24 protein-coding genes are annotated in these 25,032 nt (G+C 67.0%); 14 read left to right on the forward strand and 10 right to left on the reverse strand.

Annotation, left to right across the window (positions count from 1 at the left end; translation table 11 throughout):
* Position 1: 1 nt before the first annotated feature.
* Genes DJ029_RS06440 through DJ029_RS06450 form a run of 3 tightly spaced genes read right to left on the reverse strand, consistent with a single transcriptional unit; the run spans position 2 to position 1,667 of the window.
* Positions 2-643 carry an SCO family protein gene (locus tag DJ029_RS06440; protein WP_232822995.1) on the reverse strand — a complete coding sequence of 214 codons (642 nt, stop codon included), beginning with the start codon at positions 641-643 and terminating at the stop codon, positions 2-4.
* Positions 640-1,212, reverse strand: coding sequence for a hypothetical protein (locus DJ029_RS06445; protein ID WP_112321542.1), 573 nt, complete (start codon positions 1,210-1,212; stop codon positions 640-642). Before DJ029_RS06445 ends, DJ029_RS06440 begins: the two co-directional genes overlap by 4 nt.
* On the reverse strand, positions 1,209-1,667 hold the full coding sequence (locus DJ029_RS06450) for a hypothetical protein (protein WP_198671071.1): 459 nt from the start codon (positions 1,665-1,667) through the stop codon (positions 1,209-1,211). Before DJ029_RS06450 ends, DJ029_RS06445 begins: the two co-directional genes overlap by 4 nt.
* Positions 1,668-1,831: 164 nt before the next feature.
* Between DJ029_RS06450 and gatC the strand changes: the two genes are divergently transcribed.
* The 3 genes from gatC to DJ029_RS06465 are packed head-to-tail and all read left to right on the forward strand — an operon-like array spanning position 1,832 to position 4,400.
* Complete coding sequence (gene gatC, locus DJ029_RS06455; protein ID WP_112321543.1) at positions 1,832-2,119, forward strand: Asp-tRNA(Asn)/Glu-tRNA(Gln) amidotransferase subunit GatC; 288 nt, start codon at positions 1,832-1,834, stop codon at positions 2,117-2,119.
* Between the two features lie 2 nt (positions 2,120-2,121).
* A complete protein-coding gene (gatA, locus tag DJ029_RS06460) occupies positions 2,122-3,609 on the forward strand; it encodes an Asp-tRNA(Asn)/Glu-tRNA(Gln) amidotransferase subunit GatA (RefSeq protein WP_112321544.1) in 1,488 nt (495 codons plus the stop codon).
* Positions 3,610-3,641: 32 nt separating this feature from the next.
* Positions 3,642-4,400 carry a hypothetical protein gene (locus DJ029_RS06465; protein WP_112321545.1) on the forward strand — a complete coding sequence of 253 codons (759 nt, stop codon included), beginning with the start codon at positions 3,642-3,644 and terminating at the stop codon, positions 4,398-4,400.
* 32 nt (positions 4,401-4,432) lie between these two features.
* Here DJ029_RS06465 and DJ029_RS06470 read toward each other — a convergent pair whose 3' ends face one another.
* Positions 4,433-4,636 carry a cold-shock protein gene (locus DJ029_RS06470; protein WP_112321546.1) on the reverse strand — a complete coding sequence of 68 codons (204 nt, stop codon included), beginning with the start codon at positions 4,634-4,636 and terminating at the stop codon, positions 4,433-4,435.
* A 982-nt stretch (positions 4,637-5,618) separates the two neighbouring features.
* On the opposite strand from DJ029_RS06470, the gene DJ029_RS06475 reads away from it, so the two are divergent.
* From DJ029_RS06475 to DJ029_RS06495, 5 genes are all read left to right on the forward strand, one after another.
* Positions 5,619-6,419 carry a 5-bromo-4-chloroindolyl phosphate hydrolysis family protein gene (locus DJ029_RS06475; RefSeq protein WP_232822996.1) on the forward strand — a complete coding sequence of 267 codons (801 nt, stop codon included), beginning with the start codon at positions 5,619-5,621 and terminating at the stop codon, positions 6,417-6,419.
* A gap of 32 nt (positions 6,420-6,451) precedes the next feature.
* On the forward strand, positions 6,452-7,645 hold the full coding sequence (locus DJ029_RS06480; protein WP_112321548.1) for a toxic anion resistance protein: 1,194 nt from the start codon (positions 6,452-6,454) through the stop codon (positions 7,643-7,645).
* Between the two features lie 9 nt (positions 7,646-7,654).
* Positions 7,655-8,557, forward strand: coding sequence for a DUF2927 domain-containing protein (locus DJ029_RS06485; RefSeq protein ID WP_112321549.1), 903 nt, complete (start codon positions 7,655-7,657; stop codon positions 8,555-8,557).
* A gap of 78 nt (positions 8,558-8,635) precedes the next feature.
* A complete protein-coding gene (locus DJ029_RS06490; RefSeq protein WP_112321550.1) occupies positions 8,636-9,748 on the forward strand; it encodes an SPFH domain-containing protein in 1,113 nt (370 codons plus the stop codon).
* A 108-nt stretch (positions 9,749-9,856) separates the two neighbouring features.
* Positions 9,857-10,984 (forward strand): TFIIB-type zinc ribbon-containing protein, encoded by a 1,128-nt coding sequence (locus tag DJ029_RS06495; protein ID WP_112321551.1) that lies wholly within the window; start codon positions 9,857-9,859, stop codon positions 10,982-10,984.
* 324 nt (positions 10,985-11,308) lie between these two features.
* On the opposite strand, the gene DJ029_RS06500 is transcribed toward DJ029_RS06495, so the two are convergent.
* The 4 genes from DJ029_RS06500 to DJ029_RS06515 all read right to left on the reverse strand — a co-directional run bounded on the left by DJ029_RS06500 (position 11,309) and on the right by DJ029_RS06515 (position 15,573).
* A complete protein-coding gene (locus DJ029_RS06500; protein WP_112321552.1) occupies positions 11,309-12,010 on the reverse strand; it encodes an SOS response-associated peptidase in 702 nt (233 codons plus the stop codon).
* Between the two features lie 69 nt (positions 12,011-12,079).
* A complete protein-coding gene (locus DJ029_RS06505) occupies positions 12,080-13,309 on the reverse strand; it encodes a hypothetical protein (RefSeq protein ID WP_232822997.1) in 1,230 nt (409 codons plus the stop codon).
* Between the two features lie 85 nt (positions 13,310-13,394).
* Positions 13,395-14,972: a bifunctional metallophosphatase/5'-nucleotidase gene (locus DJ029_RS06510; RefSeq protein WP_112321553.1), complete on the reverse strand. Its 1,578-nt coding sequence runs from the start codon at positions 14,970-14,972 to the stop codon at positions 13,395-13,397.
* Between the two features lie 85 nt (positions 14,973-15,057).
* Positions 15,058-15,573: a hypothetical protein gene (locus tag DJ029_RS06515; protein WP_157966281.1), complete on the reverse strand. Its 516-nt coding sequence runs from the start codon at positions 15,571-15,573 to the stop codon at positions 15,058-15,060.
* A gap of 207 nt (positions 15,574-15,780) precedes the next feature.
* Between DJ029_RS06515 and DJ029_RS06520 the strand changes: the two genes are divergently transcribed.
* Complete coding sequence (locus DJ029_RS06520; RefSeq protein ID WP_112321555.1) at positions 15,781-16,230, forward strand: hypothetical protein; 450 nt, start codon at positions 15,781-15,783, stop codon at positions 16,228-16,230.
* Between the two features lie 56 nt (positions 16,231-16,286).
* Here the strand turns inward: DJ029_RS06520 and DJ029_RS06525 are convergent, their stop codons facing one another.
* The gene (locus DJ029_RS06525) at positions 16,287-18,449 is read right to left on the reverse strand and encodes an esterase-like activity of phytase family protein (protein WP_112321992.1); all 2,163 of its coding nucleotides are present in this window, start codon (positions 18,447-18,449) and stop codon (positions 16,287-16,289) included.
* A gap of 142 nt (positions 18,450-18,591) precedes the next feature.
* Here DJ029_RS06525 and DJ029_RS06530 point away from each other — a divergent pair, with 142 nt between their 5' ends.
* Complete coding sequence (locus tag DJ029_RS06530) at positions 18,592-19,971, forward strand: aminotransferase (RefSeq protein WP_112321556.1); 1,380 nt, start codon at positions 18,592-18,594, stop codon at positions 19,969-19,971.
* Between the two features lie 227 nt (positions 19,972-20,198).
* The gene (locus tag DJ029_RS06535) at positions 20,199-21,143 is read left to right on the forward strand and encodes a hypothetical protein (RefSeq protein WP_112321557.1); all 945 of its coding nucleotides are present in this window, start codon (positions 20,199-20,201) and stop codon (positions 21,141-21,143) included.
* Positions 21,144-21,185: 42 nt separating this feature from the next.
* Here DJ029_RS06535 and DJ029_RS06540 read toward each other — a convergent pair whose 3' ends face one another.
* A complete protein-coding gene (locus DJ029_RS06540) occupies positions 21,186-22,559 on the reverse strand; it encodes a CoA transferase (protein ID WP_112321993.1) in 1,374 nt (457 codons plus the stop codon).
* Positions 22,560-22,695: 136 nt separating this feature from the next.
* Here DJ029_RS06540 and DJ029_RS06545 point away from each other — a divergent pair, with 136 nt between their 5' ends.
* From DJ029_RS06545 to DJ029_RS06555, 3 genes are read left to right on the forward strand one after another with little or no spacing between them, the layout of a single operon-like run.
* Positions 22,696-23,622, forward strand: coding sequence for a DMT family transporter (locus tag DJ029_RS06545; protein WP_112321558.1), 927 nt, complete (start codon positions 22,696-22,698; stop codon positions 23,620-23,622).
* A 58-nt stretch (positions 23,623-23,680) separates the two neighbouring features.
* Positions 23,681-24,013: a DUF952 domain-containing protein gene (locus DJ029_RS06550; protein ID WP_112321994.1), complete on the forward strand. Its 333-nt coding sequence runs from the start codon at positions 23,681-23,683 to the stop codon at positions 24,011-24,013.
* Complete coding sequence (locus DJ029_RS06555) at positions 24,010-25,026, forward strand: quinone-dependent dihydroorotate dehydrogenase (RefSeq protein ID WP_112321559.1); 1,017 nt, start codon at positions 24,010-24,012, stop codon at positions 25,024-25,026. The genes DJ029_RS06550 and DJ029_RS06555 overlap by 4 nt, the downstream gene beginning before the upstream one ends.
* Positions 25,027-25,032: the final 6 nt, after the last annotated feature.

Below are 25,032 nucleotides of genomic sequence, written 5' to 3' on the forward strand. Positions count from 1 at the left end.
GTCAGTGCGCGGCGGCGTAAGACAGGACAATTTCCGCCGCGCGCTCCGCTGACAGAATCGGCGGGATCAGCGTCAGGAAACCGCCCTCGGCATCCATCAGGTAGATATGGCTGCCGTGCGCGTAGACCGGACCGTGCACGGGGTCATCAAAAACCACCGATTTCTCGACCGAGAACAGCTTGTACACCGGCTCCAGTTCCGCTTCCGTCCCGGTCAGGCCGATGAAATCCGGGTGATCCAGGGTGAGCAGCGCGGCCATCGTCTCAACCGTGTCGCGCGCGGGATCGACGGTGATCATCACCGGCGCGAGGGGGACGCCCTCTGCCGCCAGCCGGTCGGTGATCTCTGCCATCAGCGGCAGCGCGACCGAGCAGATCGACTGGCAGTTCGCATAGCCAAAGAAGACCAGTTGCAGCCGCCCCTCGGGGTCCGCCGCGCCACGGGGGTGTCCCGCCTGGTCCGTCAACCGGAAGGGCCCGCCCAGCTTCAGCGGAAACGGCGTGTCCGGCCCGCTGATCGTATCGGACATGGCCGCGGAATGCTGCCGCGCGTCCGCCACGCTGTCATGGGCCCTGCCGTCATGGGCCAGCGCCGCGCCGCCAAGGGCGGCGGCAAGCGTCAGGCCAAGGGCAAGCCCCCTCACTGGAACCATTCTTTAAGGAAGGCCGCGTCCTCCTCCGGGCCGAGGCCGAGCCAGCCCTCGCGCGCGATTTCCGCGGCGATGCGCGGGTCGCGGCGGAACCAGGGGCCCTGCCCCGCCGCGTCGGGGTTGGCGGCGGCCCAGTCCTTCGTCCAACGGTTGGCCTTGATCCATTCGCTGGCCCCTTCGGCGCGGATGGTCTGCACCAGGTAGACGTTCTGCGCGCCAAGCTCGGCGTCGGTGATGAGCAGGCCGTCCACCTCCACCGCCTGTCCGCAGAACGGCAGCAGTTCGTTCGCCCCGCCGGTGAAGGCGGGCTGGCCGTTCTTCAAGGGCAGCACCATGACGCCATCCGCTTCGCGCAGCAGCGCCAGTTGCCGCGCGCCATCGCCGCAATTGTCGGGGCAGTCGCCGGTCAGCTCGCAGAGCGGATCGACCACCGTCGCCGCGAAGAACGCCTTGCTCTCACCGTAGAGCCCCCACTCGCGCGCGTCGGACCCTTCGGAAAAATCCTGCGCAACCGCCGCCCCCGCAAGCAGCGACAGGGCCAGGGCCAGACTCGGGGCGCTCATTGCCCCGGCTCCGGGATGGCGAAGCCGGGGACGACGCCGAAATCCTCATGCGTGCGGTTGATGATGTCCTGGTCGGCCACCACCTCGGCCACGACGAGGTAGTTTATCCCGTCCCGCTTATAGAGCATCCCGTCCGCCGTGATCGTGTGGCTGGCGATGGACAATTGCGTGTCGCCGCCGTTCGACGTGGCGTCATCGCCGATCTTCAGCACCATGTAGACCTGCCCGTCCTCTCCCAGCAGGCCGACGGGGATGCCCCCCGCCGAACACCAGAGCGCGCAGGTATGATGCGACGATCCCACGACCGCCTCGGGCCCGCCCATGACGCCGGAGAAGTAGCACCAAGTGTCGATCGCCTCGCCTGTAACCTGGATCCGCTCGGCTTCCTGGGCGGCGGCGGGCAGTGCCGCGCCGATCAGGGCGAGCCCGGCGGCAAGTGTGGGGAAATGTCTCAAGGCCGGTTCCTCCGCTTGAACATGTCCCGGCAGTCTACGCCAGGTGGTGTTCACCTCCCAATCACAGTTGGGTCAGGCCGGACGCCCCGCTCGCGCGCGGGCCTTGCATGGGCCGGGGCGCGCGGATAAACCCGGGCGCGACCCGTAACGGAGACCGCGAAAACATGTCGATCGACAAGGACACCGCCCGCAAGGTGGCCCATCTCGCCCGGATCGAGGTGGACGAGGCAGCGCTCGAACCGCTGGCCAAGGACCTGAGCCGCATCCTCGACTTCATGGATGAACTGAACGAGGTGGACATCGAAGGCGTCGAGCCGATGACATCGGTCACGCCGATGGACCTGCCGCGCCGCGCCGATGAAATCACCGACGGCAACCGCCAGGCCGATATTCTGGCCAATGCCCCCGACGCCCGCGAAGGCTTCTTCGCCGTCCCCAAGGTGGTGGAATAAGCATGAGCGACCTGAATACCCTGACCATCGCCGCCGCCCGCGACGGGCTGCGCAAGGGCGACTTCACCGCCCCCGAACTGACCGAGGCGTGCCTGAGCGCCGCCGAAGGTTCCGGCGCGCTGAACGCCTTCATCGCGCATACGCCGGACCTGGCCCGTACGCAGGCCGACGCCGCGCAGCAGCGGATTTCTGCCGGTGACGCGCCGGCGATGTGCGGCATTCCGTTGGGCGTCAAGGACCTGTTCGCGACGAAAGGCGTGCAGACGCAGGCCGCCTCGGCGATCCTGGAGGGGTTCAAGCCGCCCTATGAATCCACGGTCACGCAGAAACTGTGGGAGTCCGGCGCGGTGATGCTGGGCAAGCTGAACATGGACGAATTCGCCATGGGCTCCAGCAACGAAACCTCGACCTACGGGCCGGTGATCAACCCCTGGCGGCGCGGCAACGAGGACACGCCCCTGACGCCAGGCGGCTCGTCCGGCGGGTCGGCTTCGGCGGTGTCGGGCGACCTGTGCCTTGCGGCGACCGGGACGGACACCGGCGGCTCGATCCGCCAGCCTGCCGCCTTTACCGGGATCGTCGGCGTGAAGCCCACCTACGGGCGCTGCTCGCGCTGGGGGATCGTGGCCTTCGCCTCGTCCCTGGACCAGGCGGGCCCGATGACGAAATCCGTGCGCGACGCGGCGATCATGCTGGGCGCGATGGCCGGGCACGACCCCAAGGACAGCACCTCTGCCGACCTGGCCGTGCCCGATTTCGAGGCCGCGCTGACCGGCGATATCCGGGGCAAAAAGATCGGCATTCCAAAGGAATACCGTGTCGACGGCATGCCCGAGGAAATCGAGCGCCTGTGGCACGAAGGCGCGGAAATGCTGCGCGACGCGGGTGCCGAGCTGGTGGACATCAGCCTGCCGCACACGAAATACGCGCTACCCGCCTACTATGTGATCGCGCCGGCCGAGGCGTCTTCGAACCTGGCCCGCTATGACGGGGTGCGCTACGGCCATCGCGCCAAGATCCGCCAGGGCGAGGGCATCACCCAGATGTACGAGCGCACCCGCGCCGAAGGCTTCGGCGACGAGGTGCAGCGGCGCGTCATGATCGGCGCCTACGTCCTGAGCTCGGGCTTTTACGACGCCTATTACAAGCGCGCGCAGAAGGTGCGCACCCTGATCAAGCGCGACTTCGAAACCGTCTACGCCGATGGCATCGACGCGATCCTGACGCCCGCCACCCCCTCCGCCGCCTTCGGCATCGGAGAGATGGCGGACGCCGACCCGATCAAGATGTACCTGAACGACGTTTTCACCGTCACGGTGAACCTAGCGGGGCTTCCGGGCGTTAGTGTCCCGACGGGGCTGGATGCCCAGGGCCTGCCCCTGGGCTTGCAGCTCATTGGACAGCCCTGGGGCGAGGCGGAGATGCTGAACATGGCCTTCGCACTGGAAAACGCCGCCGGTTTTGCGCATCATGCGCCCAAGTGGTGGTAGACCACGCTCAGGGCAGAGCAAGAGGTAGACAGATGTTTCGCACGATGACGAGCCTTGTGGTGATCGGCCTTCTCGCCGGTTGCGTCGACGGGCCACGGCCGCCCGCGGGCGGTTACGGCCCCTTCGACCCGCCCCCGCCCGCGCCGTTCGACCAGCCGGAGGCGATCTCGACACTTCCCGGCGTGCCGGGCAGCGCCGGTGTGACGGTGCGCGACCCCGCTGGCACCCAGGTTGCCACGACGGATCAGCAGCCCCAGGACGCGGACCCGAACGCAGCGCTTGCGCGCGACGTGACGGCGGTCCTCGGCGGGACACCCCGGACAGGCTCGGGCAGTACATCGGCCCCCGCGACCGGCAGTTCGGCAGGCGCAGTGCCCGGCGCGACCGAGATCGGAATTGATCCGAACGATGACAGCATCAACCTGAACCTGACCAGCCAGGAACAGCAGAAGCGCGAGCGTGACGCCGCGCAGGCCCGTCGTGAGGCCGCGCAGCAGCAACTCGTCGTCGTCGCGCCCGAACCCGTGCCGGAACAGAACATCAACGCCAACGTGGTCGCCTTCGCGAAGGAAACCACGCATCCTGTCGGGACAAAGCGCTACAACCGGCCGGCGTTCCGCAACCGGGTGCAATCCGCGTCCAACTGCCGCCGACTCGGCAGCGATGACGAGGCGCAGCGCCAGTTCTTGGCCAATGGCGGACCGACCACCGACCGGTTCAATCTTGACCCGGACGGTGACGGATTCGCCTGTGACTTCGATCCGGAAAAGTATCGTAAGCTGAACTTCTGAGCCGGATCGGGCGCCCGGCGGGCGCCCCCGGATCAGATCTTCAGGTCACCGGCGATCTGCCGGCCGTCCCGGCCTTCCTGAAGTTCATATTCGATGGGCTGATTGTCAGTCAGCGTGGTCAATCCGGCTGCCTGAACAGCCGTGATATGCACAAAAACGTCTTTTCCGCCGCCGTCGGGCTGGATAAATCCATAACCCTTCTCGGTGTTGAACCATTTGACGGTGCCTTTAGCCATGGTCGAGTCCAATCATAATTCATCGCCGCAACATGCGCCGACAGTCCACGTCTGCTACGCATCACGCACCCGGGACATGTGAAGACCAGGCGCATGGAACCCGTAACTCTGTTCGTGAATATTAAACCGAATCGGGCATCCCACTCAACTTGAAGGGACAAACACTTGTGTGTTTCATCCAGAAACCGATCACCGAAAGGGACACTATTCATTCCGCGAACAGCGGACAGGGGCGTGAATGGCGGGTGAACCGCCATCTCGCCCATGGACCCGGCGTATTTCAATGCACTGTTATTACTTGTTTATTCAATTATTTGAATAGGTCCAACATCCGCACCGTGAAACCGCCTGCCCCTCGCCGGTCATCATCCGCCCCAACCGCGCGAATTGTCGTCCACCGCGCCCCGTGAGGTCCCCGCGCCCGAATTTCCCGCCTTCAATAGTCCGAACACCGCCTGCTGTGACGCCTTTCCACCCCACCAGCCGAGTTCTGTTCGGTCCCGCACCCGGGATCCGAGACGGCCGCGCAGCCTGGGGCGTAAGGCGTTCCACCCGCACGAGAAGCGGAAGTGACAATCCTGCTATCGGGGAAAGGATTCACCCGGATCCCCCCTCGATCAGCAGCGGATTTGCCGTGCGGTTTCTGGCGGATACCCTACAATCGGGCTAGAAGAGCGGAGTGGCAGTCCTCCGCGCGCCGGGTCTCCTTGGGGGTTATCCCCTCGCAACGCGCGCGGCGAAAGCCTATGTCGGTGGGGAGGCGCGTGTTAACCTTTGCGCGCGCAGCAGAAGAAGGAGAGGTCATGGCCGATCGCACCATGCAACGCTTTGCCGCCATCGTCCTGCTTGCGATCGTGGTCTTTACCGGTTTCCGGGCCTTCGGCGCGGGGCTGCCGGTCTGATGGCGCAACGGTTCGGAGGACGCTACAGCCCCGAGGGGACCGGTCCCAAGCCGGGTGAGCGGTTTCGCGGGAGGCGCGCCGTGCGCGTCAATATCGCCGCGCGCGCCATGTACGTGGCCCCCCTGCCCCTGCTGCTGGCCGGCATCGGCGAGGTCATGCAGGGCGACGCCCCGGGCATGATCTTCGAAATCGGCGCCTTCGCGCTGCTGATCCTGTCCGCGGCCCTGCTGAACGAGGGGCTGCGCGCCGAGGAAGCCTACCGCAACCGCACCATCGCCCGCCCGCCAGCCATTCCGCGCAAGCTGTTCGCTGTCGCTGCCACGGGGCTCGGTATCTTCGTCGCGGCGGCCTTCAGCGGCGGCGCCGGTCTGATCGGCGGCGCGCTGTTCGGCTCTGTGGCCGCCGGGGCGCAGTTCCTGGCCTTCGGGGCGGACCCGATGCGCCGCAAGGGGGCCGAGGGGGCCTCGGACTTTGAAACCGACCGCGTGGCGAAAGCCATCGACAGCGCCGAGGCGACCGCGGCCGAGATCCTGTCGCTTATCCGCGGCGTCGGCGACCGCCACCTCGAAGCGCGGGTCGAGCGGATGCTGACGGCGGTGCGCGACGTGTTCCGCACGGTCGAGGAAGATCCCCGCGATCTGACCCGCGCCCGCAAGTTCCTAAGCGTCTACCTGACCGGCGCGCGGGACGCGACGCAGAAGTTCGCCCAGCTTTACGCCGCGCGCGCCAACCCCGAGGCCCGCGCCGATTACGAGGCGCTTCTCGCCGACCTCGAAACCAGCTTCCGCGCCCACCGCGAAGAGCTGCTGCGCGACGACAAGGTCGCCCTCGACGTCGAAATCGAAGTACTGCGCGAAAGATTGCATCAAGAAGGCGTCTGACACGCCCCCAACGCCAACAGGAAAGGCACATCATGTCCGACGATATCCGCGCCAAGGCCGAAACTACGCTGGCCGAGGTGGAACAGGTCACCCAAACCCTGCTGCCCGAACCGAAGGGCGAGCTGATCGTCATCCAGCAGGCGGACGAGGCCGAGAAGGCCGAGATCGAAAAGCGCATGGCCGAGCTGGACATGGACAACACGCAGTCGATCATCCGCTTCGGTTCCGCCGCGCAGTCGGAATTGCAGGTGATCAGCCAGGAAATGCTGCAGGGCGTGAAGAACAAGGATACCGGCCCCGCGGGCGGCGCGTTGCGCGACATCGTCACCTCGCTGCGCGGGTTCTCGGTGGATGAGCTGGACCCGAACCGCAAGCTCAGCTGGTGGGAAAAGCTGATCGGGCGCACCAAGCCCATGGCCGAGTTCATGGCCCGTTACGAGGACGTGCAGGGACAGATCGACAAGATCACCGCCAACCTGCTCGAGCATGAGCACGTCCTACTGAAGGACGTCAAATCCCTCGACAAGCTCTATGAGAAGACGCTCGATTTCTATGACGAGCTTGCCTATTACATCGCCGCCGGACAGGAGAAGATCCGCGTCCTCGACGCCGAGGATATCCCGCGCATGGAACATGCGGTGGCCGAGGCGCCAGAGGATCAGGGCGTGATCCGCGCACAGGAGTTGCGCGACCTGCGCGCCGCGCGGGACGACCTGGAACGCCGGGTGCACGACCTGAAGCTGACCCGCCAGGTGACCATGCAGTCCCTGCCCTCGATCCGGCTGGTGCAGGAAAACGACAAGAGCCTGGTGACCAAGATCAACTCCACGCTGGTCAACACCGTGCCGCTCTGGGAAACCCAGCTGGCGCAGGCCGTGACGATCCACCGCTCGCGCGAGGCGGCGGGCGCGGTGAAGGAAGCGACGGACCTGACCAACGACCTGCTGAAGGCCAACGCCGAGAACCTGAAAAACGCCAACGCCGAGATCCGCCGCGAGATGGAGCGCGGCGTTTTCGACATCGAGGCGATCAAGGAAGCCAACGCGAACCTGATCGCCACGATCGAGGAAAGCCTGCAAATCGCCGACGAGGGCAAGGCCAAGCGCGCCGAGGCCGAGAAGGAGCTGGTCCACCTGGAAGAGGAACTGAAGAACACCCTCGCCTCCGCCAAGGCGCGCGCCGACAAGGAAGGCGTCACCATCGGCGGCGCCGTTCCCAACGCCTGAAGTCTGAACGTGCCCAAAAGAAGCATCGCCCTTGGTCTGGCCGCCCTCCTGGCGGCCTGCACCCCCGTGCAACGCCACGTCGAGCTGAGCGGCCCGGCGCTGGAACGGCTGTACGCCGAAACCTCGAACGAGATCGCGCGCAAGGGCGGGCTGCGCACGGACCGCATCCCCGCGGACGCGCCGATCAGCCTTTCCATGCTGGTGCGCAATTTCGAGGAGATCAGCTTCTTCGCGGAAAATGACGGCGGCGCGGCGCGCACCCCCTCCTCCGTGATCCCGCTGACCCGCTGGGAAGGGCCGATCCGCATCGGCGTGATCTTCGGCGAAAGCGTGCCCCCGGACCAGCGCGCCCGCGACCTGGCCGAGGTGCGCGCGCTTGCCGACAAGTTCCGCCGCCTGACCGGGCGCGACGTCAGCTACCGGCCCGACGGGGACGTCAATTTCATCGTCCTGGTGCTGGAGCGCAACGAGCAGCTCACCCTCGCCAGCCAGATCGAGCAGGGCGGCGGCCTGCCACGGCAGATGGTCGACGACCTGAGGAACAGCCCGCCAAGCCTGCTCTGCTCGGCCAGCCTGTTCGGCCCGGACCCGGCGAACGGCGGCATCGCCGTCGCGGTGGCGCTGATCAAGGCGGAGCATCGCGGCATCCTGCGCCGCTCCTGCTTCCACGAGGAGATGACGCAGGCGCTCGGGCTTCTGAACGACAGCGAGATGGTGCGCCCCTCCATCTTCAACGACAACGAGGAATTCGCGCTACTGACGCTGCACGACGAGATCCTGCTCAGGATGCTGTACGACAAGCGCCTCACCTCGGGCATGTCGGCGGATGAGGCGCGGCCCCAACTCTACGATATCGCCCGCGACGCGGCCCGCGCGGCCGGCGCGCGGCTGGTAAAAAGCCCGCCCGGTTAAAGGCTTGATCCACACCCTGCGCCCGGTATCCTTGTCCACTGGCAATGCGCCCAAATCACAGGCCAAAGGGAGCCCCCCATGTCCATCTTCGACTTCCTCAAAGGCGAGTTCATCGACGTCATCCACTGGACGGACGACACCCGCGACACGCTGGTCTGGCGGTTCGAGCGGCACGGCCATGAAATCAAGTACGGCGCGAAGCTGACGGTGCGCGAAGGCCAGGCCGCCGTGTTCGTGCACGAGGGGCAGCTGGCGGATGTCTTCACGCCCGGGCTCTACATGCTCGAAACCAACAACATGCCGATCATGACGACGTTGCAGCACTGGGACCACCTGTTCCAGAGCCCCTTCAAGTCAGAGATCTACTTCGTCAACACGACCCGCTACCAGGACCTGAAGTGGGGCACGAAGAACCCGATCATGTGCCGCGATCCGGAATTCGGCCCCGTCCGCATCCGCGCCTTCGGCACCTACACCATCCGCGTCACCGATCCCGGTCTGTTCCTGAAGGAAATCGTCGGTACCGACGGTGAGTTCACCACCGATGAGATCAGCTACCAGATCCGCAACATCATCGTCGCGAAGTTCAGCCAGGCAATCGCCGCCAGCGGCATTCCGGTGCTGGACATGGCCGCCAACACGCTTGAGCTGGGCCAGTTGATCGCCGCGCGCGTCTCGCCCCAGCTGGCGGAATACGGTATCGCGATGCCCGCCTTCTATATCGAGAATATCAGCCTGCCCGAGGCGGTGGAAAAGGCGCTGGACAAGCGCACCTCCATGGGGATCGTCGGGGACCTGGGGCAGTACACCCATTTCTCCGCCGCCGAGGCGATGACCGAGGCCGCGAACAACCCCGCCGGTGGCGGCATGGCCGCGGGGCTCGGCGCGGGCATGGGGCTGGCGATGGCGGGGCAGATGATGGGGCAAAACGGCCCCTGGGGCCAGCAGGCCCCGGTGGCGCAGACGCCGCCGCCCCCGCCGCCGGTGGAAAAGGTCTGGCATACGGCGGTCGGGGGGCAGACCTCCGGGCCGTTCTCGCGCGCGGATCTCGGCAAGATGGTCGCCGCGGGCGAGCTGACCCGCGATACCCACGTCTGGACGCCGGGCAGCGACGGCTGGACCCGCGCGGGCGAGATCGCCGAACTTGCGCAGCTGTTCACCGTGATGCCCCCGCCGCCGCCCCCCGGCTGACTGAACCCCACGGCGGAATGGGGCAGCCATCAGGCGCACCCCCGTTCCGCACAACGACGGCAAGGGCGGGGCAGACTGCCCCTACCCCATGAAAGCCTTTGACCCACGATGACCACCGAGCATTCCTCCCCTGTCGAAAGCCACCGCTTTCCCTGCCGGACCTGCGGCTCGGACATGCGTTACCTGCCCGGCTCGGACCGGCTGCACTGCGATCACTGCGGCGCGGAAGAGGTGATCGACGGCGCCGGCCCCTGGGCAGGCAGCGCCGTGGTCGAACAGGATTTCGAGGCGGCGCTGTCCAACGCCACCGGCGCCGCCGCGCCCGAGATGGAGGAAACCCGCGTCCTGCAATGCACGAGCTGCGGCGCGCAGGTCGAATTCCAGCCCGGCACCCACGCCGCCGAATGCCCCTTCTGCGCCACGCCCGTCGTCACCGACACCGGCATCCACCGCCACATCAAGCCCCACGCCGTGCTGCCCGTCCTGCTGTCCGAGCGGGAGGCCCGCGCCGCGATGTCGAAATGGCTCGGCAAGCTGTGGTTCGCCCCCTCGGGCTTGCAGGAATACGCGCGCAAGGGGCGGCGGCTGTCGGGCATCTACATGCCCTACTGGACCTATGACGCGGATACCTCGACCAGCTATTCGGGGCAGCGCGGCACCGTCTACCACGAAACGCGCCGGGTGAGCGTGATGGTGAACGGCAAGTCGCAGATGCGCACGCAATCGGTGCCGAAGGTGCGCTGGAAGGGCGTGAGCGGCAGGGTCTCGCGCGCGTTCGACGATGTGCTGGTGCTGGCCAGCCACAGCCTGCCGAAGGAATACACCGACGCGCTGGCCCCTTGGGATCTGGCCGGTCTGCAACCCTACCAGCCCGAATACCTGGCCGGGTTCCGCGCCGAGGCGTACCAGGTTCCGCTGGAGGACGGCTACGCGCAGGCCCGCCAGATCATGAACGCGCAGATCCAGGCCGATATCCGTTTCGACATCGGGGGCGATCGCCAGAAGATCACGCGTTTCCAGACCGAGGTGCGCGACGTCAGCTACAAGCACGTGCTGCTGCCGGTCTGGGTCGCCGCGTACAAATACCGCGGCGAAAGCTACCGCTTCCTCGTCAATGCCCGCACCGGGCGCGTGCAGGGGGAACGGCCCTGGTCGGCGATCAAGATCGCCATCGCCGTGGTGATCGGACTGCTGCTGGCCGCGGCGGTCGGATACGGGATCGCCGTGACGCAATAGCGTTTTCGCCCTGGCCCTTGCCTTCGGGCCTGCATGACCTGACGCGGCGGTGGGATACACAACGCCAAAGCGATGACGGCCCCGGCCCGCACCTGCGGACCGGCCATGATGCGAACATCCCGAAGATGTTCGACCCCTCGCTTCCAACCCACGAAAGCAACCAATCGGATGCCGCGTTCGTCCTTTGAAGGATCGCGTGGCAATGCGGCTGAACCGTGATGGGAAGGTGTCTGGCAACAGGTGATTTTGCGCCGGATTCCCGGGGCGATTGCGGCACCTCCTGCCGCGCCCCGGCCATACTGTGGCCGCTTCGGGCGCCCGCGATCAGACCGCGGTGCCGCTGTCCGGGCCGCCGCCTTCTTGGTCGACCGGCTCAAGCAGTTCTGGCCCCGCCTCTGCCTTCAGGCCGTTGACCGCGCGGCTGACGCGGTGGCGGATCAACAGATCCTCCGGCGCGGGTTGCATCAGGGCAGCAGCACCCTTGCCCGCCTCGCCCAGCCACAACGGCCAGTCCCCGGGGGCGAGGATCACCGGCATTCGATGATGCACCTCCTCCAGCGCCTTGTTCGCGGCTGTCGTCACGATGGCGGCAGTCACCAGGCGCTGGCCGTCGGGGCCGCGCCAACTTTGCCAGACGCCGGCGAAGGCCAGCACGTCACCGCTGGCGGGATGGATGTACCAAGGGTACTTGCCGCGCCCCGCGCTGGCGGTCCATTCGAAGAAGCCGCTTGCGGGGATCAGGCAGCGCCGGGCCCGCGCCGCTTCCCGGAAGGCGGGTTTCTCGGCGAGCGTCTCGGCGCGGGCGTTGATCAGCAGCGGGCCGTCGGTGGGCGACTTGTACCAGCGCGGCAGGAAGCCCCAGCGCATCGGCGTGATGTGGCGCGCATCGTCATGGGTGACGACGACGGCAATGTCCTGCGTGGGGCAGATGTTGTACCGCGGCGTCGGGGGCAGATCGCCCGCCTCGGCCTCGAACAGGGCCTCCATCGCCTCGGGCGGCAGGGTCAGGGCAAAACGTCCGCACATGGCGTCAGCCTAACGCAGCGCGCGCGCGTGCGGAAGGGTGGCGAGGGGGCGTTCCGCCGCTGTCAGGGATCATTCGACCGCCGTGCCGAAGATCGCGATCGCCACGCCCGCAACGCCCATCAGTGCGAAGGCCAGCGCCTTGCCGCGCTTGCCCGTCAACATGGCGCCCTGCGCCGCGATCAGGGCCTGGATCGCGTAGTAGACGGCGAACGCCCGCGAGGCGAAGCTGATGATCTGGAACACGCTCATCGACCATGTCAGCACCACGCCGATGGCCACCAGCATGGCGTAGCCCATGCGCTGCGTAATGCGCCCGTGGGTCAGTTCCGCCAGCAACCCGCCGGATCCGCTGGTATCGGCCACCGCCGCGCTGAACTGCGCGCTGATCGCCGCCGCGATCAGCAGCAGCGGCAGGATCGGGGCGACCACGGCCACCAGGCCGATGATCGCCGTTTCGCTCAGCTCCATCGTGCCCGGCGTCAGCGCGATGCTGACAAGGCAGACGTAGATCATGTAGATCGCCGCCGCGAGCGCCTGCGCCAGTCGCATCGAGCGGATACGCTCGGTGGCGTCGTATTCCGCGCCTAGGTATCGCGACGTCTCGAACCCCTGCACGGTGACCAGCAGGCCCGCGGCCAGCAGCACGGCGGGCAAACCGGTGACGGTCGCGGGATGAAACTCCAGCGCCCCCGCCCCGGCGCGCCCGGTGGCATACCAGGCCAGACCGTACAGCAGCCCCGCGATGATCGCAAGCTTCACCCCGGCCGAGATCTGCTCCATCCGCTCAAGCGCCCCGAACCCGTGGGTCCCGCCCACGATCAGGATGACCGCGAAGACCGCCGTCGTGACCAGCTTGGCGTGAAAGGCGTCATCCTGCGCCGTCAGGCTGACCGAGAATGCGCCGAGCAGGTTCAGGTAATAGGCCACCGAGATGACATAGGCGAAGACCAGCGCCCAGGACGCCCCGGTTTCCAGCACCCGTTCGACGCGGCTGCGCGCGCCCTTCGTGTCCGAGAGCCGGCGGATGTTGAAGCGCACCGCGGCCCCGAAGGCATAGGCGCCAAGGCAGAGCCCGGCCATGACCAGCGGGGCGAAGGTGCCGAACGACACGTCGAGGATCGGGCCGAGCACAAGGAACCCGCTGCCGATGATCGAGGCAAGCGGCGTGATCGCCGCGCGCCACAGGCGTGCGCGGGCAAGCCGGGGGTAGAGAAGCAATGCGCCGGTGGCGACGGTGACGGCGACGATCAGGACGTTCAGCATGGATCTTTGCGTTTCCGCCGCGGGGCCGGTCCGCATGCGCCATCCGGCGCGGCGCGGCCCCTGAAAAGAAAAGATGCGCGCCGTTTCCGGCGCGCACCGCGATACTCTCCGGGCCGGGGCCTTACTCGACCTCGGTGATCCGGCCAGCCACGAAGGGCGTGTAGGGCAGGTTCGCGGCCAGGTATTCCGCCAGCACATCGGCCACGTCGGGGCCGAAGTCATAGGCGTTCTCTGCATTCACGAACATGGAGTAACCGTCGCCGCCGCTACGCACGAAGTTGTTGGACACCACCCCATAGGTCGCCTCAGGATCGATCGGCTCGTAGGAACCGTCAACTTCGACCATGGCTTCGGTGATGCGGCTGCCGGGCTCCGCGCTCTTGGACCATGTGTACTTCATGCCGGCAACCTGCGCGAAACGCCCGGCGCCATCCTCGACCTGGCTGACGCTGTTTTCCAGCGCGGCGAGCAGCTGCTCACCGGTGACCTGGAAGGTGGACAGCGTGTTCTGGAACGGCAGCACGGTCAGCACTTCGCCCATCGTCACCTCACCCGCGTCGATGGAGGCGCGCAAACCGCCGGAGTTGGCGATAGCCACCTGGATGCCCTGATCGCGCACACGCTCAAGCATAGCGTCGGCGACAAGGTTGCCCATCTCGCATTCCATCGCCCGGCAAACCGCGCGGTCCCCTTCCACCGGAGCGGCGGTTTCGGCGACGACCTTGTTGCGGATTTCGTCCAGCGGCACGGCCAGTTCGGCGACGCGCGCGACGGTGGACTCGTCCTCGACAACGGTGCCGTCCATGATGATCGGCTCACCGACCGCCTCGGTGATCACGCCGTTGTCGTCGAAGGTGACGTTCAGCTCACCCAGGAACTTGCCGTAGGCATAGGCCTGCACGATCGCGGTGGTGCCGACCATCGTCGGATAGGGGCCCTTCGCGCCCTCGATCGTGTTGGACAGAAGCGAGTTGTCGTGCCCGCCGACGATGATGTCCACCGCCGGAACGGCCGCGGCGACCGCCTGGTCGACGTTGTAGCCCGAGTGGCTGAGCACGATGATCTTGTTGACGCCGGCTTCCTCCAGCTTCTGCACCTCGCCCGCGACGGCATCGGCGGGATCGGTGAAGATCACGTTCTTGCCGGGGCTTGCCAGCTCATCGGTGTTCTGCGGAGTCAGGCCGATCAGGCCCAGCTTTTCGCCGCCACGCTCGATGATGGTGGACTTCGCCAGCTTGTCCGCCAGCAGGGGCTCACCCGAGAAATCGGCGTTGGACATCAGCACGGGGAAATTCACGGCATCCATGAAGCCGCGCAGCACCTCGGGCCCGTCATCGAACTCGTGGTTGCCCACGGTCATCGCGTCGTAGCCCATCTTGTTCATCATCTCGGCCGCGGCCTTGCCCTTGTAATAGGTATAAAACAGCGTGCCCTGGAACTGGTCGCCCCCATCGACGAGGATGTAGTTGTTGGTGCGCGCTTTGGCCTCTTCGACCGCGGTCACGAGGCGGGCGGAGCCGCCGAAGCATTCCCCGGCGGTGTTGTCCTCGGAGGAACATCCGCTGTCATACTTGCTGATCGGTTCGAAACGGGCGTGGAAGTCGTTCGTGTGCAGGACGGTGAGGCTGTAGTCGGCGAAAGCGGGCGCCGCTGTCATGGCCAGCACGGAGCCTGCCGAAAGCAGAGTGCGAAGTGTCATTGTTCTGATTCCCTAAATTGGACAATGGGGTCATGGTACTTCGGATGCGCGTATTGTCACGGGGTTAAGGGTTCGCGGTGTGACGTCAGCCCGGGGGCGCCTCGACCAGGCCGCGCAGGCGGATCGCGGCGGAGGTGTTGGTCAGGTTCACACGCTCCACCTCTGCGGCGAGCGCACCCTCGGGGTGGATGTCGCGCAGCGCGCGGGCGATTTCGGCGGGCACATAGCCGATGTGCCAGCCCGGCCCGTCCGCCCCCTCGGCCCCGACGTGGCCGTGTACTTCCAGCGCGACCGCATCCGGCGCGCCGGGCGCGCGCAGGATCACCACCCCGAACGGCGCGCCTTCCTGCGCCGCCTCGAGCGCGGCAATGCCGAACGCCTGCGCCGCCGGCAGGTGCGAGCTGGTGCCCGCAACCGCAAAGCTCGGCTCCTTCAGGGCCCAGGATCGCCAGTGCCCCGGCGGGGCATTGGGCGGCAGCCCGCGGCGCAGCCGCGCGCGGGACATCGGCTTTCCGCGCCGGCCCATCGGCCGCTTGCGGGTGGAGATCACCGCCGCAAGCCCGCCCGCCACCAGCAGGACGATCAGAAGGTAGTCCATCATCGCGTTTCCAAACAGTAGCCCCTGCAACAGGCTAGCGCCGGGCCGGGGCGGATGTCACCCTTTCGCCGCGCCGCCCCCGGCGCGCAGGCGGCGCCATGGGGGACAATCCCGCAAGGGTCGCGACGTTTTGACAGGAAAAGCCCACTGGACCGACACCATTCGCGGCTGTAGCAGGGATTATCAATACAACTTAAGAAAGAATATATATTGAAACTTGCATCTTTTAAGCCCGCGGTACTTCTGTCCGCGGCCCTCGCCATTTCTGCCTGTACCAGCGCAATCGTGTCCTCTTCCACCGGCTCCGAGCCGATCACCCGGGATTACCTCGGCGTCAAGCAGACCTGGGAACGCTCCGACTCCGAAACGCTGCTGCTCTACACCGTGAGAGAGCGCGACGGCGCGGTCGAGATCTGCGGCGCGATCGGGACCGACGGCATCAATATCTTGCGGGACCTCGAACCGCGGATTCTGGGGCGCAGCAGCCTGTCCCTGAACGGCACGCTGATCGCCAACGACCTGCGATTCTTCAAGCGCCTGAATACCCTCGATACCACGGCGCCGAAGGCCAATTGCGCCCAGATGGGCGTGCCCTGGAAGCCCGAGTTCGAGACGGCGGTGCCGAAGCTTTCCATGCGGGGCGGCACGTTCGAAGTCTGAGTCCCTGACGGGACCGGCCACCGCCCCGGCGGCCGGTCCCCTAGTCAAATTCGCGATTACATCCGGCCTATCGACCAGAACAGCGTCTCGCCCGAATGGTCGTCCACGCCGTCGTTGTCGGTCACGGCGTAGCCGGTACCCTCAACATCGATGGCGAAGCCTTCCACCTTGTCCTGCACGTAGCCGTTGTAGCTGGCCAGGTCCGGCAGAAGATCGCGCACCAGTTCCTTGCTGACCACGGGCAGGTCCCCGCCGAGGTCCGCCGGGGTCATCCCGGACAGCGGCACGCGGTACAGTTTCTTGGTCCGTGCCGCCGCGCCGATCTGGTTGTCACGCTCGACGATGTAGACGTGATCGCCATGGGCCGTGATCCCGGACAGGCCGATCCAGCCAGCCTCCGGTGTGTCCTTGGGGTAGTGGACAGCGCCCCAGGCCCCGGTTTCGGTGTTGTAGCTGACCAGCTTCACGTGATCGGCGGGATCGTCCGCCCATTCGCGCTGGATCGCGATCCACAGCGTGTCGCCCACCATGGTGATCCCCTCGGCCCCGAACCGGCGCTCGACCGCCAGAAGCTCGGGCGGGAAGGCCACTTCCTCCTCGATCACGCCATCCGCGTCGACACGGTAGAGGGCGTGCGGGACCAGCCGGTCCGTGCGCCCTTCCGAGGCGAGCCAGAAGCCCCCGTCCGGAAGCGCGACGATCCCCTCCAGATCCAGCTTCTGCGCCGGGGCGCCGTCCCGCGTCACGTCGCGGTAGCCGATGATCCGGGCGGGGGTGGCGGTGGCGTCGATCTCGTAGATGCGGGGCTGAAGCGCCATGAAGCTGTCGTTCACCGCGTAGAGCCTGCCCGCCTGTTCGGGGTGCGCAGCGAGGCCCGACAGCGCGTTGAAGCCGACAAGCTCGTCCATGCCTTCGGTGGTGATCGTGGGATAGACCGGCGCCGCGTCGCCATAGGTATAGATCATCACATGCGCGCGAACGCCGCCGTCCTCGCCCAGGTCCGCCTCGTTCGCGGTGACCAGCAGGTTGCGGCCCGGCAGGGGCAGGATGCCTTCGGGCGCGATCCCGGAGGGCAGCAGCTGGTGCAGACGCGGCGCGCCGTCCTCCATCGCGTAGACGCCGACGATCGATCCGCGCTCGGACCCGACAAAGACATACTGGACCCCGTCAAAGCGCCCGTCGGCGATCGACTCCGGCTCCACGCCCTTGTTGGCGGAACGGCCTTCGGGATAGTGGCCGATGCGGATCAGGGCTTCCTCGAAGCTGGTGCCGCTTTCGTAGATTTCCGTGCCGTCCTTGCCGAAGATCGTCCAGCCGCGCGCGCCGCCGGTGTAGTCGCCCTCATTGGCCATGGCGAAGCGGTTGCGGTTCAGCCAGGCGACGGAATCAGGCTCACGCAGACGGCCGGGCTGCGCGCTGTCGAAGCGGAACGCGCCCTCTTCCGCCACGTCGATCCCGGCCAGGTCCACCGCGCCCGCCGGGAAATGCGCCAGCACCTCGCCCGCCGCGGACAGCACGGCGATGTGGTTGTTTTCCTGAAGCGTCACGACGATTTCGCCGTCGGCGTTGACGTCGACGAACTCCGGCTCCGGGTCATCCGGGGCGATATCGGCCAGCCCGGTCAGGTCTGCGACGATCATCGCGTCGCAATCCAGGCGCCCGTCCGAGAGCGGGACGATGGTCACATTGCCGGCGGGCATCTGCGGGATCATCCCGTCGTTCAGATCCTCGTCACGCTCATTCTCGATCGCGACGGCGATGAAGGCGCCGCCGGGCGCGGCGGCGATGCTGTCGGGCTGACCGCCGAGGTCGCAGCGGCCCAGTTCCGCGCGGCTGTCCACGTCGACGGCCAGCAGGTGGCCCGACGGCGCGGTGTAGCTTTCAGAGGTGTTCACCCCGACAAAGGCCGTCCGCCGGATCACATCGACGGAGGTCGGCTCCCCCTCCAGCGCCAGCGTGCCGCCGGGCAACGGGTTCGCCGGGTCCGCGATATCCACGAAGCCGAGCACCCCGAGCGGGCTGTCGGTATAGACGAGCGTCATGCCGTCACCGGTCGCGGCGATGATCTCGGGCGAGGTTTCGCGCGTGCGATCCTGCCCCTCGGCCATGTTCTCGGGGGTCGCGAAGGACGCGATCCGGTTGAAATAGCCCTCCGCTTGCGCGGGGGCTACGGCGGCCAGGGTGATCAGCGCCGTGCCCGAAAGCAGAAGTCGTTGCATGAATGCCTCCTCGTTCATCAAGGTCGCCTCGCTAGCAGGGTTTCGTGACAACCGCGCGACAGCGAAACGCCGATTGACCCGGCGAAGTGCGCGGCCCTATCGTCGCCTATCCGCCCTGACCCGAGCCAAGGAACGCCCCGTCATGAACACCCCGCTGACGAACACCCAGACCCGCGACGTGGAGGCCCTGCTCCACCCCTACACCAACGCCGTCGCCCTGCGGCAAACCGGCCCGCACATCATGGAGCGCGGCAAGGGCGTGCGCGTGTTCGACGACCAGGGCCGCAGCTTCATCGAGGGTATGGCCGGGCTCTGGTGCTGCGGTCTCGGCTTTTCGGACGAGGAACTGGTCGAAGCGGCGAAGGAGCAGCTGGACAAGCTGCCCTACATGCACCTGTTCGGCGGACGCAGCCATGAACCGGCCGTGGAACTGGCCGAGAAGATCAAGGAAATCAGCCCCGGCAACATGGCGCGGGTGTTCTACCAGTCCTCGGGGTCGGAGGCGAACGAAACGCAGGTGAAGTTGCAGTGGTACTACAACAACGCCCGCGGCTTGCCCCAGAAGAAGAAGATCATTTCCCGCATCAAGGCCTATCACGGGGTGACCATCGTGTCCGGCTCGCTGACGGGGCTGCCCTACAACCACAAGGACTTCGACCTGCCGGTGGACCGGATCCGGCACACCTCCTCGCCCCATTTCTGGAAAGAGGCGGAGGACGGCATGAGCGAGGCCGAGTTCACCGCCCGCCTGGTGGCCGACCTGGAGCGGCTGATCGAGGTCGAGGGCCCCGAAACCATCGCCGCGATGATCGCCGAGCCGGTGATGGGCGCGGGCGGCGTGATCGTCCCGCCCGAGGGGTATTTCCCCGCGATACAGGCGGTGCTGGACCGGCACGATATCGCGCTGATCTCGGACGAGGTGATCTGCGGCTTCGGGCGCACCGGCAACTGGTTCGGGGCCGAGACCTTCGGGATGCGCCCGCGCGCGATGTCCATGGCGAAGCAGCTGACCGGGGGCTTCGCGCCCCTCTCGGCGGTGGCGATGGACCAGGACATGGCCGAAACGATCGAGGCCCACACCGGCCAGCTCGGCGTCTTTGGCCACGGGTTCACCTACGGCGGGCATCCGCTGGGCTGCGCGGTGGGCATCAAGGCGATCGAGATCTACCAGAAGCGCGACATCCTCGGGCAGGTGCGCCGGCTGGAGCCGGTCTTCGCGCGGCTTCTGCAGGCGGCGGCAGAGCACCCGCTGGTCGGAGAGGCCCGCGCCTCCGGCCTGATGGGCGGGCTGGAACTGGCCCCGCCGGGCAAGAAGGGGTTCGCCCAGCCCGGCAAGGTCGCCCCGCGCCTCAGCCAGGAGTTGCTGGAGCGTGGCGTGATCCTGCGCCCCATCGGCGACACGCTGGCGCTGTGCCCGCCGATGATCATCACCGAGGACGAGCTTCAGGAAATGTTCGCCCCCATGCAGGACGCCCTTGACGCCACCATGGCCTGGGCGAAGGCGGAAGGACACCTGGACTGAAGGCGGGCGAGGGAACGGGCCTGCCGGCCCGTGCGCGCCGCGCGGGGGATATTTGAAGACTTTGGAAGCCGGGCGGCCGCGTACCAGGCTTTCGGGCACCGGGGACATTTCGCGATGTATTCGCGAGATGTTCCCGGCGGAACATACAAAAACCCCGGAATCATTGATAATATTGGCAAGACAGGATAGTATCTACAAAAGTATCAGGGACAGATTCCGGGAAAACCATGCCAAATCCGAACAAGCCGGACAACGGCGGCAGCAACAAGCCAGCCAAATCAGACGTGATATTGGGCACCGAAGGGAGCGACGGCGGCCTTTTCGATTTCTTCGGAACCTCCGGTGACGACACCATCGACGCCCTCGGCGGGGATGACATCATTGTCGCGACGCTCGGGAACGACAGTATCGACGGTGGCGACGGAACCGGCGATACGCTGATCTATGACCTTCTGTTTCCCGCCGACGACACTGACGGCGACGGCATCGCGGATTTTTCCGTCAGCCGGATAGAGAAGGGCAAGAACGTCACCTACGAGGTCAGCTACACCGTGGACGGCGTGACACAGACAGACACCGTGAAGAACGTGGAGTACATCATCTTCTCGGACGGGACGGTGCTCGATACCGTCAACAACGTGCTCGATCCGGGCAATCCGCCGCCACCTCCGCCGCCCGCGCCGGGAACGATCACCTTCGACGCCGAGACGCCGATCAACTTCGCGTCCACCAACGGCACGCTCTATGACGCCTACCAGTCGCCCGACGGTTATATCATCACCCAGCAAACCTCTGCGACGAACGGGTATGAGGATGTCGGCGCCTTGGCCGATTACGATCCGAGCGATGCGGACTTCGAGTTCCGCGTGTTCACCGATGCCGATGGCACGACCCATGAGATGGCCGTGATCGGCAGCGCGCTGGGCGAAACCTTTTCGGTGACCAGCGTCGACCTGTCCGGACTGGAAGCAGGCGACGTGGTCGAGGTGTATTCTTACGGTTTCTTCGGCCCCAGCAGCGTGATCCTGAGCGTGACAGACGGCGATATCAGCAACGGTGTGCTGGACCTGACCACGCTGGCCGGCTTTGACAGCACCGATATCCTGCAATTCAGCGTGGTCGCGGTGACAGCAGATACCGAGTTCTACGTCGACGACCTGGCCATCGCGTGATTGGACGCTTTTAGCAAGTGGCCCCGGCCCCGCGCCGGGGCCTTATTCATGGGCCGGGCCTGTGTCCTGCCAGCCAGGCCGATCCGCGCCCAGGGGCCCGGCGGGCCGGGCGAAGGAGAGTTGCGCGCCGCCGACGCTTAGCGGGCTGGGCAGACGGTGGGCGGGGCCCCAGGGCGTCGCTTCGGCCTCGGTGAAGTCCTGCGCCACGCCGCCCGGACTCAGCGTGCCGCCCATGTCCTTCGCAGGGTAGCGCATCAGCAGCGCCGCCACCCGCGCGAGCGAGGTGCGCCAGCGGTGGCCATGGCCAGTGTCGCGACGCCGGACAAGCCCGCGCAAGGCCGCCGCCGCCAGCAGGTAGCCCGCGGCGTGATCCAGCGCCTGCACCGGCAGCGGGACAGGGCGCTCGGCCCCGAAGCGTGCCTGGCCTGCCTCGGCGATTCCGCTGCTCATCTGCACCAGGCTGTCAAAGCCGCGCCGGTTGGTCCAAGGCCCGGTCCAGCCGTAAGCGTTGAGCGCCACGTCGATCAACCCGGGGTTCGCCTTCTGGCGCACCGCCTGCCCAAGCCCGAGCCCGTCGAGCGCATCGGCCCGGTACCCATGGATCAGCACGTCCGCCTCGGCCAGCAGGGCAAGAAAGCGCGCCTGCCCCGGCGCGGACTTCAGGTCCAGCCGCGCGCAGGTCTTGCCCGGCGTCACCTCAGCCTCCAGCGCGGGTTCTTCCCAGTCCGGCGGATCGAGGCGCAGCACATCGGCGCCGAAACCGGCCAGGAAACGCGTCGCCACCGGCCCCGCCAGGATCCGCGTCAGATCCAGCACACGCACCCCGCGCAATGGCCGGTCCGGATCAAGGGCAGGCGAGGGGCGCGCGGCCCTTGGCGCGGGTATCACGTCGATCAGCGGCTCCGCCGCCACCGCCGCGCCCTGGGGATGCGTGGCCCACTCCTCGGCGCTGTGCATCGCGGCGGCGCAACCGCCCGCGGCGACCACGGCGGCTTCCAGCGCCTGCCTGTTCCAGCCCTTTACCGCGGCGGCCACGGCATCCCGCTCTGCCGGGGCGCCCAGCACGGACAGCGCGGCGGCCTTGTGATGCGCGGCATTCGTGTGCAGGCGTATCCAGCCATCCCGCGCGGCGTAGTCGCCCGCCACCGAATCCCAGGGCGCGGGCAGATCCCACCCCTGCGGGCGCAGCGACATGTGAAACCAGAGCGAGGCGCGCCGCTGATCGACCACGACCGGATCGCCCCGCCCCGCGTAATCCGACAACGCGCACCCGGCCGCCCCGATCGCGGCGCTCGCCAGGTCGCTGACTGCAAAGGCCGACGCCAGGCGATCCTCACCCTCGATGCGCAGGGGCGTTTCCGCCCCGCCGAGGGCCGCGGTCATCTCAGCCAGCATGTGCCGTGCGACGTCTGTCATGCCCCCACTATCCGCCCCGCGGGCCGCGCCCGCAAGCATCGGTCCATGCAAGGAATGCATCGCAGGCATGAACATTTTTAACACCTGATCAGCCAATTACGGGCTAAGGTAGCGCGAACTGCCCGATCGGAATGCCATGAACCCGCTGCGCGCCATCCTGCTGAAAGTGCTGTCCGTCTCTGTCTTCATCGCGATGGCGACCTGCATCAAGACCGCCGCCGCCACCGGCATCCCGGCGGGCGAGGCGATGTTCTTTCGCTCAAGCTTCGCCATCCCGGTGATCCTGGTCTGGCTGATCTGGCAGGGCAACCTGGCCCACGGGCTGGAGACGAAGAACCCCATGGGGCACATGTGGCGTGGGCTGGTCGGCGCCGGCGGTATGGCCTGCGGCTTCATCGCGCTCGGCCTGCTGCCCCTGCCGGAGGTGACGGCGATCAGCTACGCCACGCCGCTTCTGATCGTGATCTTCGCCGCGATGTTCCTTGGAGAGCGGGTCCGCCTGTTCCGCCTGACGGCCGTGTTCCTGGGCCTGGTGGGCGTGGTCATCGTGCTGGCGCCGCGGCTTTCGCTGGTCTCGCTGGAAAATGCCAGCCAGTACGAAACGCTCGGCGCGGCGATGGCGCTGATGGGGGCGATCCTGGCCGCCATCGCCCAGGTGTTCATCCGCAAGCTGGTCCAGACCGAGGCGACGGCGGCGATCGTCTTCTACTTCTCGGTAACTTCGGCGGTGCTGTCGCTTCTGACCATCCCGCTCGGATGGTCCTGGCCCAGCTGGGATATCGCGGCGCTGCTTGTCCTGTCCGGCATCCTGGGCGGGCTTGGCCAGATCCTTCTGACGGCAAGTTATCGCTACGCGCCCGTCTCGGTCATCGCCCCGTTCGAGTATGTGTCCATGCTGCTGGCCATCGGGATCGGCTACGTCGTCTTCTCCGAGGTGCCGACGCTCAACACCCTCGCCGGGGCGGGGCTGATCGTGGGGGCCGGGTTGCTCATCATCTATCGCGAACGTCAGCTGGGGTTGGAGCGTGGCCGCGCCCGCCAGGTCATGACGCCCCAGGGCTAGGATGCGCCCATGGCGGCAAAGGCTTGACGGCGCGCGCCGCCTGACGCATCACCCGCCCATGCTGATCTACAAGATATTCCGCGCCGATGAATACGCTGCATTCGCCAGCGCCGGGCGAAGCGATGGCGCGCCGGTGGATCTCCAGGACGGATACATCCACGCCTCCACCGCCACACAGGTGGAAGGGACAGCCCGAAAGCACTTCGCGGGCGAAGCCGGGCTGATGCTGCTGGCGCTCGACGCGGATACGCTCACCCCCCTGAAGTGGGAAGTGTCGCGCGGGGGCGAGGAATTCCCCCACCTCTACCGCGCGCTGACCACGGCGGATGTCGTCTGGTCCAGGCCCCTGCCCCTCGTCGACGGGCGGCACGACTTCACCGGCCTGCTGTGAGCGGCACAATCGAGCGCCTGGCCATGGCCGCGCTGCGGCGCATGGATCCCGAAAGGGCGCATGGACTTGCGATCCTGGCGCTCAAAACCCGACTTGCCCCACTGCCAGAGACAAAGATCTATCCCCGGCTTGAAACCGAATTCGCCGGGCTGCGGCTGAAAAACCCGGTCGGCCTGGCGGCGGGGTTCGACAAGAACGCTGAATGCCTGCACGCGCTGGTCGCGGCGGGGTTCGGCTTCGTCGAAGTCGGCGCTGTGACGCCGCGCCCGCAACCGGGCAACCCGAAACCGCGCCTGTTCCGCCTGCCGCAGGATCGCGGGATCATCAACCGCTTCGGCTTCAACAACGACGGCATGGAGGTGGTGGCGGATCGCCTCGCCGCGCGCCCGAAAGGCGGCGTGATCGGCCTGAACCTCGGCGCGAACAAGGACAGCGAGGACCGGGCCGCGGACTTCGCCGCCGTCCTCGCCCGCTGCGCCGCGCCGCTGGATTTCGCGACCGTCAACGTATCCTCCCCCAACACCGCAAACCTGCGCGAGTTGCAGGGAAAAGAGGCGCTGCGCCGCGTCCTGTCGCGGGTCCAGGACACCAACCAGGGCCTGCCCCGCCCCCTGCCCCTGCTGGTCAAGATCGCGCCCGACCTCACGGAAACGGATCTCGACGATATCGCCGCCGTGGCCGAGGAAGCCGGCCTTGCCGGGATCGTCGCAACCAACACGACGCTGGCGCGCGACGGGCTGAAAAGCCCCCACCGCGATGAACCCGGCGGGCTGTCCGGTCGCCCGCTGATGGCCCGCTCCACGGCAATTCTCGCCGCGCTCAGCCAACGCACAGACCTGCCGCTGGTCGGCGTGGGCGGGATCGCCTCTGGCGCGGATGCGAAGGCGAAACTCGACGCCGGCGCGACCTGCGTGCAACTCTACTCCGCCCTCGCCTACGAAGGGCTCAGCCTGCTGCCCCGCCTTCTGGCAGACCTCGACGCGCTGATCGCGCGCCCCCCTTCCAAAGTCTGAAAATAT

The organism is Oceanibium sediminis, assembly GCF_003265325.1.
GTDB classification, from domain to species: Bacteria; Pseudomonadota; Alphaproteobacteria; order Rhodobacterales; family Rhodobacteraceae; genus Halovulum; species Halovulum sediminis.

Coding starts and splice junctions, on each gene's coding strand:
- DJ029_RS06445 (WP_112321542.1), bottom strand. CDS start 1,212: ATGAGCGCCCCGAGTCTGGCCCTGGCCCTGTCGCTGCTTGCGGGGGCG.
- gatC (WP_112321543.1), top strand. CDS start 1,832: ATGTCGATCGACAAGGACACCGCCCGCAAGGTGGCCCATCTCGCCCGG.
- gatA (WP_112321544.1), top strand. CDS start 2,122: ATGAGCGACCTGAATACCCTGACCATCGCCGCCGCCCGCGACGGGCTG.
- DJ029_RS06465 (WP_112321545.1), top strand. CDS start 3,642: ATGTTTCGCACGATGACGAGCCTTGTGGTGATCGGCCTTCTCGCCGGT.
- DJ029_RS06470 (WP_112321546.1), bottom strand. CDS start 4,636: ATGGCTAAAGGCACCGTCAAATGGTTCAACACCGAGAAGGGTTATGGA.
- DJ029_RS06480 (WP_112321548.1), top strand. CDS start 6,452: ATGTCCGACGATATCCGCGCCAAGGCCGAAACTACGCTGGCCGAGGTG.
- DJ029_RS06490 (WP_112321550.1), top strand. CDS start 8,636: ATGTCCATCTTCGACTTCCTCAAAGGCGAGTTCATCGACGTCATCCAC.
- DJ029_RS06495 (WP_112321551.1), top strand. CDS start 9,857: ATGACCACCGAGCATTCCTCCCCTGTCGAAAGCCACCGCTTTCCCTGC.
- DJ029_RS06500 (WP_112321552.1), bottom strand. CDS start 12,010: ATGTGCGGACGTTTTGCCCTGACCCTGCCGCCCGAGGCGATGGAGGCC.
- DJ029_RS06505 (WP_232822997.1), bottom strand. CDS start 13,309: ATGCGGACCGGCCCCGCGGCGGAAACGCAAAGATCCATGCTGAACGTC.
- DJ029_RS06510 (WP_112321553.1), bottom strand. CDS start 14,972: ATGACACTTCGCACTCTGCTTTCGGCAGGCTCCGTGCTGGCCATGACA.
- DJ029_RS06515 (WP_157966281.1), bottom strand. CDS start 15,573: ATGATGGACTACCTTCTGATCGTCCTGCTGGTGGCGGGCGGGCTTGCG.
- DJ029_RS06525 (WP_112321992.1), bottom strand. CDS start 18,449: ATGCAACGACTTCTGCTTTCGGGCACGGCGCTGATCACCCTGGCCGCC.
- DJ029_RS06530 (WP_112321556.1), top strand. CDS start 18,592: ATGAACACCCCGCTGACGAACACCCAGACCCGCGACGTGGAGGCCCTG.
- DJ029_RS06535 (WP_112321557.1), top strand. CDS start 20,199: ATGCCAAATCCGAACAAGCCGGACAACGGCGGCAGCAACAAGCCAGCC.
- DJ029_RS06540 (WP_112321993.1), bottom strand. CDS start 22,559: ATGACAGACGTCGCACGGCACATGCTGGCTGAGATGACCGCGGCCCTC.
- DJ029_RS06545 (WP_112321558.1), top strand. CDS start 22,696: ATGAACCCGCTGCGCGCCATCCTGCTGAAAGTGCTGTCCGTCTCTGTC.
- DJ029_RS06550 (WP_112321994.1), top strand. CDS start 23,681: ATGCTGATCTACAAGATATTCCGCGCCGATGAATACGCTGCATTCGCC.